Here is a 3,105-nt window from a genome sequence, read left to right on the forward strand (position 1 = left end):
CGCCGGCCCGTGAGCCGGAGGCTGCCGCGGTAGCTCTGCTCGCCGTGATCCGGCTGCGGCACCATCCGGTCGGTCAGGCCCGGCGGAACCTGCTCCTGTTTGGGGAACGGGTCGGTGGTGTGCTTCCCCGTCGGATCGATGAGCTGGTCATTGAGCATGGAGCCTCCTCGATTCCGTGACAGGGTACGCGCGGCCCGGGGCACGGGGCGCGGGGTTGACAAGCCCCACCATGCCGCGCGTCGGCCGAGGTACCACGGTGCGAGAAAGGGGGTCAACCCCTCGCCACCGGGTCGCGCCGCGCCCTACCGTCGAAGCGCGGAACGTACCCCCGTTCCGAGGTGCCGCTTCGGCGGGGCCACCTGGCCGCCGTGTCGATCACACGCGCGGATCATCAGAAGGAGAGATCATGAACATCCTCATCGCCATCATCGCCATCGCCGCCATCGTGCTGCTGATCACCGGCGGTGTCGTTCCCACGCTGAACTTCCTGCTCTGGGTGGGGCTCGTCCTGCTCGCCATCGCGGTCATCGTGTTCCTCGTGCGATACCTCGGCGGGAAGCGCGCGGTCTGACCTCGCACTTCGCACCATCGCTTCGAGAGCGGGCGGCCTGCGGGCCGTCCGCTCTCGTCTGCGTTCGGAGAGCACCGCGCGCCGTTCGTCCCCCGGAATGCCCGCATGGGGGTCGGCGTCCTATGCTGATGACGTGGGCACCATCTACTACGGCGACTCCGGCACGCCGATCGGGATCGAAGACCGGGCACTTGCGCACCTCAAGGTCGCGATCACGACCAAGCTCCGCCGTGGTGAGAGCTTCACCCTCTCGTGGCGACACGGAGAAGACCAGCCGCGCGGTCGCAGCACCCTGTGGCTGCATCCGTCCATCCCGCTCCGCTTCGTGTTCGACGAACCCGAGACGCCCGAGCTCAGCCGCTCCTGGATCGAGGATCTGATGCGCTCGGCGAACAGCACGGGCGGCATCCAGCTCATACCCGAGCATTTGGACACCGGCCCCATCCACACGCCCGCATCGCAGCCCGTGCAGGTGGGAGTGGACGTGCAGCAGATCTCGTCGGCGGAAACCAAGACGCAGCCCGTCTGAGGGGCTGCGTCTCGATCTGTTGCCGGATGCCTCTCAGGAGGCGGCGGCGATCACATGCGGAGATCGGGGTCGGCCCCGAGCACGCCCTCGTCGCGCGTCGCGCCGCCCGTCGCGGCTGAGCCCATGCCGCCGGCGGAACCCGCGTCGGTGCGCTCGCCGCCGTGGATCTCCCCTCGCCATGCGCCGTCGGGAGACTGACGGTGCTCGATGTACTCCTTGAATCGCTTGAGGTCGCTCTTCACCTGCGCATCGTCGATCTGCAGAGCGGCGCCCGCCTTCTCGATGAAGCCCTGGGGCTCCCACTCGATGGCGAGGTCGACCCGGGTCGAGTCGGCCCCCTGGGTCGTGAACGACACGCGTCCGTTGTGGACGACCTCGCCGCCGACGGCCCGCCAGCTCACGTGGTCGTCGGGAACCTGGTCGGAGATGTCGGCGTCGAACTCGCGCTTGACGCCGCCGACGGACACGACCCAGTGCGTCATCGTGTCATCGAGCTGCGTGACGGACTCGACGCCGCCGAGGAACTCGGGGAACGATTCGAACTGGGTCCACTGGTCGTACGCGACACGCACGGGGACGTCGACGTCAATGGACGCGGTCACAGTCGTGGTCATGTCTTTCCTCCCGTTCCGGACACCGGAGTCGGCGTCCGCGAGCCACGCTAGGCAGCGGCGGCGCGCGGTGCGAGGGGGTTGCCGCCCTCGGGCACGACTGCTAGACGGGAAGTGGGCCGGCGGCATGTCGCCCGCGATGAACGATCACCGAACGAAGGAGCCGGCATGGGCGCGACCAACACAGGACCGGATGCGGAGCAGGCGTCGATCGAGCGGTGGTGGCCGAAACTGTCGATCGGCGCGAAGCACCGGCTGCTCGAGGCGCTCGACGAACCGCTCGACGCGCAGACGGCCGAAGAGATCGCGTCGATCACCGGCCGCGCTGCGCCCGAACGACTCAGCAACAGCGACCAGGCCTTCGTCCGGACCCAGATCGAGCCGGTCGACTGAGGCCGTCGGCGCCTACTCGCCTTCGAAGACCTCGGAGTCCTCGGGCTCCGGCACGAACTGGAGGCCCGAGGTGCTGTTCGCGGAGAGCAGGAGCTGCTCGATCCACAGCCGGTTGAGCTTCGGCGGACGGTTGCCACTGAACACGAACTGCAGCGGAATGGACTCGTGCAGCCAGATGGTGGTGCGGCCGCTGCCGTTCTCGACACCGTGCTCCCACGTCATGGCGAAGCTTTCCGAGCGGCGCAGCTTGTTGAGGATCGCCACGCGCAAGTGGGCGAGCGTGCGGTCGTCGATCTCGATCTCGCGTGCCGACGAGTTGTAGATGAACTTGCCCATGGCGAGCACTCTAGCGGCCCTTCGGCGCCCGCGCCCGCGCCCGCGACACGGCGGGACTCGGAGCGCTGTCCGGCGTCAAGCCCCTGCCGGTCGGCGGACCCGACGCGTAGGAACGTCGCCATGAGAGCTCTCACGTGGCATGCCACCAAGGACGTGCGGGTCGTCGACGTGCCCGACCCCCGCATCACGGAGCCGACGGACGCGGTGATCCGCGTCACCTCGACGGCCATCTGCGGCTCGGACCTGCACCTCTACGACGTGTTCGGGCCGTTCCTGCACCGGGGCGACATCCTCGGCCACGAGACGATGGGCGTCGTCGAAGCGGTCGGCTCCGACGTCCGCCGCATCGCGGTCGGGGACCGAGTGGTCGTGCCCTTCGTGATCTCGTGCGGCAGTTGCTACATGTGCGCACGCGGACTGACCACGCAGTGCGAGACCACGCAGAACCGCGATCACGGCACGGGCGCGACCCTCTACGGCTACACCGAGCTCTACGGCCAGGTGCCCGGGGGCCAGGCGGAGTTCCTGCGCGTCCGGCGTGCCGACGCCAACGCCCTCGTCGTCGGCCACGAGCTGCCCGACGAGCGCTACCTCTTCCTCAGCGACATCCTGCCGACCGCGTGGCAGGGATTCCGCTACGCGAACGTGCCCCCCGGCGGGTCGCT

6 protein-coding genes are annotated in these 3,105 nt (G+C 68.9%); 4 read left to right on the forward strand and 2 right to left on the reverse strand.

Going from position 1 to position 3,105, the window contains the following annotated elements:
• The first annotated feature begins 406 nt into the window (after nt 1-406).
• Nucleotides 407-571: a hypothetical protein gene (locus RIN18_RS17380; RefSeq protein ID WP_309105235.1), complete on the forward strand. Its 165-nt coding sequence runs from the start codon at nt 407-409 to the stop codon at nt 569-571.
• Between the two features lie 133 nt (nt 572-704).
• The gene (locus RIN18_RS17385) at nt 705-1,100 is read left to right on the forward strand and encodes a hypothetical protein (protein WP_309105236.1); all 396 of its coding nucleotides are present in this window, start codon (nt 705-707) and stop codon (nt 1,098-1,100) included.
• A gap of 50 nt (nt 1,101-1,150) precedes the next feature.
• On the opposite strand, the gene RIN18_RS17390 is transcribed toward RIN18_RS17385, so the two are convergent.
• Nucleotides 1,151-1,714, reverse strand: a complete 564-nt coding sequence (locus RIN18_RS17390; protein ID WP_309105237.1) for an SRPBCC family protein — start codon at nt 1,712-1,714, stop codon at nt 1,151-1,153.
• Between the two features lie 165 nt (nt 1,715-1,879).
• Between RIN18_RS17390 and RIN18_RS17395 the strand changes: the two genes are divergently transcribed.
• Complete coding sequence (locus RIN18_RS17395; RefSeq protein ID WP_309105238.1) at nt 1,880-2,104, forward strand: hypothetical protein; 225 nt, start codon at nt 1,880-1,882, stop codon at nt 2,102-2,104.
• A 12-nt stretch (nt 2,105-2,116) separates the two neighbouring features.
• Here the strand turns inward: RIN18_RS17395 and RIN18_RS17400 are convergent, their stop codons facing one another.
• The gene (locus RIN18_RS17400) at nt 2,117-2,440 is read right to left on the reverse strand and encodes an ATP-dependent DNA ligase (RefSeq protein ID WP_309105239.1); all 324 of its coding nucleotides are present in this window, start codon (nt 2,438-2,440) and stop codon (nt 2,117-2,119) included.
• A gap of 120 nt (nt 2,441-2,560) precedes the next feature.
• Between RIN18_RS17400 and RIN18_RS17405 the strand changes: the two genes are divergently transcribed.
• A partial coding sequence (locus RIN18_RS17405; protein ID WP_309105240.1) for an alcohol dehydrogenase catalytic domain-containing protein occupies nt 2,561-3,105 on the forward strand: 545 nt, incomplete at its 3' end.

Source organism: Microbacterium sp., assembly GCF_031179285.1.
GTDB lineage: Bacteria > Actinomycetota > Actinomycetes > Actinomycetales > Microbacteriaceae > Microbacterium.

Bases quoted from the DNA above. Each gene is read 5' to 3' on its own strand.
- RIN18_RS17400 (WP_309105239.1), bottom strand. From the start codon at position 2,440: ATGGGCAAGTTCATCTACAACTCGTCGGCACGCGAGATCGAGATCGAC.
- RIN18_RS17380 (WP_309105235.1), top strand. From the start codon at position 407: ATGAACATCCTCATCGCCATCATCGCCATCGCCGCCATCGTGCTGCTG.
- RIN18_RS17390 (WP_309105237.1), bottom strand. From the start codon at position 1,714: ATGACCACGACTGTGACCGCGTCCATTGACGTCGACGTCCCCGTGCGT.
- RIN18_RS17395 (WP_309105238.1), top strand. From the start codon at position 1,880: ATGGGCGCGACCAACACAGGACCGGATGCGGAGCAGGCGTCGATCGAG.